General features: G+C 72.9%; 8 protein-coding genes. All 8 read right to left on the minus strand.

Annotated elements, in window-relative coordinates; translation table 11 throughout:
- Positions 1–804, minus strand: an 804-nt coding sequence (locus AC2W7G_RS09945) for a DEAD/DEAH box helicase (protein ID WP_485868285.1), incomplete at its 3' end; no start/stop codon positions are given.
- 62 nt (positions 805–866) lie between these two features.
- Entirely contained in the window at positions 867–1,331 is a 465-nt protein-coding gene (locus AC2W7G_RS09950) for a bifunctional nuclease family protein (RefSeq protein ID WP_485868286.1), read from the minus strand.
- A 5-nt stretch (positions 1,332–1,336) separates the two neighbouring features.
- Complete coding sequence (gene ftsR / locus AC2W7G_RS09955; RefSeq protein WP_485868287.1) at positions 1,337–2,050, minus strand: transcriptional regulator FtsR; 714 nt, start codon at positions 2,048–2,050, stop codon at positions 1,337–1,339.
- Positions 2,047–2,508, minus strand: coding sequence for an FHA domain-containing protein (locus AC2W7G_RS09960; RefSeq protein WP_485868288.1), 462 nt, complete (start codon positions 2,506–2,508; stop codon positions 2,047–2,049). The genes ftsR and AC2W7G_RS09960 overlap by 4 nt, the downstream gene beginning before the upstream one ends.
- A gap of 87 nt (positions 2,509–2,595) precedes the next feature.
- The gene (gene gcvH, locus AC2W7G_RS09965) at positions 2,596–2,973 is read right to left on the minus strand and encodes a glycine cleavage system protein GcvH (RefSeq protein ID WP_485868289.1); all 378 of its coding nucleotides are present in this window, start codon (positions 2,971–2,973) and stop codon (positions 2,596–2,598) included.
- Between the two features lie 28 nt (positions 2,974–3,001).
- Positions 3,002–3,718, minus strand: coding sequence for a DUF881 domain-containing protein (locus AC2W7G_RS09970; protein ID WP_485868290.1), 717 nt, complete (start codon positions 3,716–3,718; stop codon positions 3,002–3,004).
- A complete protein-coding gene (locus tag AC2W7G_RS09975) occupies positions 3,711–4,043 on the minus strand; it encodes a small basic family protein (protein WP_485868291.1) in 333 nt (110 codons plus the stop codon). Before AC2W7G_RS09975 ends, AC2W7G_RS09970 begins: the two co-directional genes overlap by 8 nt.
- Positions 4,040–4,420 (minus strand): DUF881 domain-containing protein (locus AC2W7G_RS09980; RefSeq protein ID WP_485868292.1); only part of this gene is annotated, 381 nt, incomplete at its 5' end. The genes AC2W7G_RS09980 and AC2W7G_RS09975, both read right to left, overlap by 4 nt.

The raw sequence follows: 4,420 nt of genomic DNA on the forward strand, positions 1-4,420 counted from the left end.
AGCGCGCCGTGGTAGGCCACCGCGTCGACGCCCCTCGCCGGTCAGCCGCTCGGCCAGGTCCTCGGCGCGGCGGCGGGTGGCGACGTAGACCAGGCGCGAGCCGCCGGCCTCGTCCTCCACCAGCAGGTCGCGGACCCGGTCCTCGATGTCGTCCTCGTCGCGCAGCACGTGCGCGGAGAGGTGGATCTCGGGCCGGTCGGCCACGCCCACGACCTCGCGCACGTCCTGCATGCCCAACGAGCGGGCCACGACGCGGCGCAGCGCTGGCGGCGCCGTGGCGGTGAGGGCCATCAGTCGCGGACGTCCCAGCGCCTCGGCGGCCGCTCCCAGGGCGAGGTACTCGGGCCGGAAGTCGACGCCCCAGGACGAGACGCAGTGGGCCTCGTCGACGGCCAGCAGCGCGGGCGACGCCTGGGCCAGCGCGGCCACGACGTCGTCGTCGGCCAGCTGCTCGGGAGCCAGCAGCACGACGTCGAGCCGGCCGGCGTCCAGGTCGTCGAGCACGCGCTGGCGCCGGCCGGCCGACCGCGTGCTGTTGAGCGCCTCGGCCCGGATGCCCGCCTCGCGCAGCGCGGCCACCTGGTCGGCCTGCAGGGCGATGGTGGGCGACACGACGACCGTCGGGCCGCCCAGCAGGCGTCCGGCGACCTCGTAGACGAGCGTCTTGCCCGACCCGGTGGCCAGGACCGCGATGGTGTCGTGCTCGAGCACCGCCTCGATGGCCTCGCGCTGCTCGGGCCGCAGCGTCGTGCCCGGGGGCAGGACGTCGGCGGCGGCGGACTCGATCGGGTCGACCTGGGACAAGCGAGGCTCCTTCGGTGGGGACGGGCGGAGCGCCCGTACCCGAACCCGGACCGGCCAACCGCCTACCGGTCGAAGTCCTCCGGCTCGATCTCGTCGAGGAACTCGCGGAACTTCTCGATCTCCTCGTCCTCGTCCTGCGAGGTGGCGATCGCGGCGGCGTCCAGCACGTCCTCGGCGCACACGATGCGGGTGCCGGTGCGCAGCGCGAGGGCGATCGAGTCCGACGGCCGGGCGCTCACCTGCACGCCGGAGGCGAACACCAGCTCGGCGTAGAAGACGTTGTCGCGCACGTCGACGATGCGCACCTCGGTGAGCTCGTCGCCGAGCGCCTCGACCAGCGTGGCCATGAGCTCGTGGGTCAGCGGGCGCGGCGCGACCGCGCCCTGGTGGGCGTAGGCGATGGCAGTGGCCTCGACGGCGCCGATCCAGATCGGCAGGTAGCGGGTGCCCTCGACCTCGCGCAGCAGCACGAGCGGCTGGCTGGAGGGCATCTCCACGCGGACGCCGACGACCTCGACCTCGCGCATCGCGATCAGCCCAGCCCGTCCTGGAGCATCACGGTGTGCAGCCGGACCGCGAGCGCGGCCAGCTCGGCGACGGCCTGCTCGGCCCGCTCGGCGTCCTCGGACCGGCGGCGCGGCTCGACGACCTGCTCGAACAGCCCGATCTCGCGGTCGACGGCCTGGCGGAAGATGCGCAGGTGGCGCGGCTCCACGCCCAGGCCGGCGAAGTCGGCGACGAGCGAGGCGACCTGCAGGGCGTGCCCGTCGTAGTAGGCCCGGTTCGCCCGGCGCACGAGGCCGAACTGCTCGGCCGCGTCCAGCATCGGCTCGGAGATGCCGGCCGAGGCCAGCAGCTCCTCGCGCGAGAGCCGCACCTGGCTGCGCCGCCCCGAGAACGTCTCGGCGCTGGGCAGGCCGTCGTCGGCGAGCTTGAGGTGCGGGACGGCGACCGTCTCGCCCAGCTCGGTCGGCGGCACGACGCCCTGGTCCATGTCGTCCAGCACCTGGCGGATGTGGCTCAGCGGCCAGAAGTCGTCGCGCTGCTTCCGCAGCACGAACCGCAGGCGCTCCACGTCGCCGTAGGTGAACTTGCGGTAGCCCGACGGGGTGCGCTCGGGCTCGATCAGGCCCTGGGACTCCAGGTACCGGATCTTGGTGATCGTCAGGTCGGGGAACTCCGGCAGCAGCTCGTCGAGGACCTTGCCGATCCCGAGCCGCGGAAGCTCGGCGAACGACTCGGTCACACCGAGGCTCCCCCGACCGACGCGACGTAGATCAGGCGGTACTTGCCGATCTGCACCTCGTCGCCGTTGGTGAGCGCGATGTCGCCGTCGATCCGGTCGCGGTTGACGTAGGTGCCGTTGAGGCTGCCCAGGTCGCTGACCTGGTAGCCGGCGTCGACCCGCGCGAACGTCGCGTGGCGACGGGACACGGTGATGTCGTCCAGGAAGATGTCGCTGTCGGGGTGACGGCCCACCGTGACGGTGTCGCTGTCGAGCAGGAACCGCGCCCCGGCGCCGGGTCCGCGCTGGACGAGCAGCAGCGCGCTGCCCGCCGGCAGGGCCTCGACCGTGGAGACGTCGTCGGTCGACATCTCCTCGGTGTCGACCTCGAGACCGCGCACCGAGATGGTCGTCGTCTTCTCGACGTCGGCCTCCTCGGCTCCGGGCTGGTCGACGGGTCCGTCGGTGTCCGAGGGCATCGCAGGCCTCCTGAAGCTTGCCGTGACGTGAAGGGTGAGTGTTGACCCCCAACCTACCAGTCGGGGACCGGTCGGTGGGGGTCTCCGTCAGGCCTGGGTGAAGGCCGCGTAGGCCTCGGCCTCGAGCAGCCCGGCGCGCGGGTCCTCGTCGCTGGCGCGGATCTTGAGCAGCCAGCCCTCGCCGTACGGATCGGAGTTGACGACCTCGGGCCCCCCCTCGAGCGCGTCGTTGCGGGCGATGATCTCGCCCGAGACCGGCGCGTACACGTCGCTGACCGACTTGGTGGACTCCAGCTCGCCCACGACGGCACCGGCCTCGACCGTGTCGCCGACGGCCGGCAGGTCGATGTAGACGATGTCGCCGAGCGCGTCCTGCGCGTAGTCGGTGATGCCGACGACGGCGACGTCGTCGTCGAGGCGCACCCACTCGTGCTCCTCGGTGTAGTACAGGTCTTCGGGGGTCACGCAGAGCTCCTGGTCGGGGGGTGGGGGGTCATGAGCTGGGACGAGCGTACTCGGGGTCCTGGGTGTCGGCCAGGGCCGTGATGGTGACCGTGTCGCGCTTGTCGATGTCCAGCGTCCCGCCGTTGCTCTCGACCCGGTCGATGAGCCCGCCGCGGATGCGCATGGCCTCGGCCAGGGTGTCCGGGTCGCCGATCGCCTCGATGACGAACGGGCGGGTCAGGGTGCGTCCGCCGACCCGCACCTCCTCGCCCTCGTCGACGAAGTAGGTCTGCGCCACGACCCGCGCGGTGCCGTTGACGACGATCGCCTCGGCACCGGCGTCGCGCAGCTCCTCGACCGCGTCGAGCAGGATCGCGGCGTTCACGTCGCCCTCGGGGTCGGTGATGGTGAGCTCGACGCCCGGACCCCGCGCCCCGAGCGTGCCGGCGAGGATGCCGAGCTGGGCGGCGCGCTTGTCGGCCTGGCGCTGGGCCTCCTGCGACTGCTGGGAGGAGCTGGCCAGCTCGTCGCGGGTGCGGGTGAGCTCGTCGACCTGCTGGGCGGCCCGCTCGTTGGCGGCGTCGAGGCTGCGCAGCAGCTCCACGAGCTCGGTCTGGCGCAGCGTCGAGTACGCCTCGGAGTCGTTGCCGCGCACCTGCACGGTGACCGCGAAGGCCAGGGCGCCGAGCAGCACGGCGACGACGACCTGCGACACCCGGCCGCGCCGGCGCGGGGCGGTCTCGGAGCCGGACGGCTGCTCAGGCATGGAAGATCCGGCGGCGGATGGCGGCCACGTTGGCGAAGATGCGGATGCCCAGGACGACGACCACCGCCGTCGACAGCTGCGAGCCGACGCCGAGCTGGTCGCCGACGAACACGATGAGCGCCGCGATGACCACGTTGGAGATGAACGAGACGACGAAGACGCGGTCGTCGAAGCGCCGCTCCCCCAGCGCGCCGCCGGCGCCGATGACCGCGTCGAGCGCGGCCACGATGGCGATCGGCAGGTAGGGCTGCAGGCCGAGCGGGACGGTGGGCTGGAGCCACAGGCCCAGCACCACCCCGACGACGAGACCGATGACGGGGATCACTTCGTTCCCTCCCACACCTTGGCGTGACGGACGCGGACGCGCTCGCCGGGCACCGCGGGCAGCGACAGCTCCTCGGCGCGCTGCATGTCGTACTTGAGCCCGGCCTCGTCCTGGCGGATCTGCCAGTACTCGCCGAACGGCCCGTCGGCGAAGGCGTCGGCGAGCTGGCGGCTGTCGCCGATCGCCTCGACCCGGTACGGCGGGTTGACCGCCGCGTAGTTGACGGTGATGGCGCCGCCGGCCTCGTGGATCGCCGACAGCGTGCCGATGCGGCGCCCGTCGACCGCGACCGCCTCGGCCCCCGCGCCCCACAACCCGTTTGACCAGCAGGCGCAGGTCGCGTCGGTGACGCGCACGGCGTCGGAGGCGTCGTCGAC

The sequence above is a fragment of the Aeromicrobium sp. PFPM2_SD2 genome (assembly GCF_057364525.1).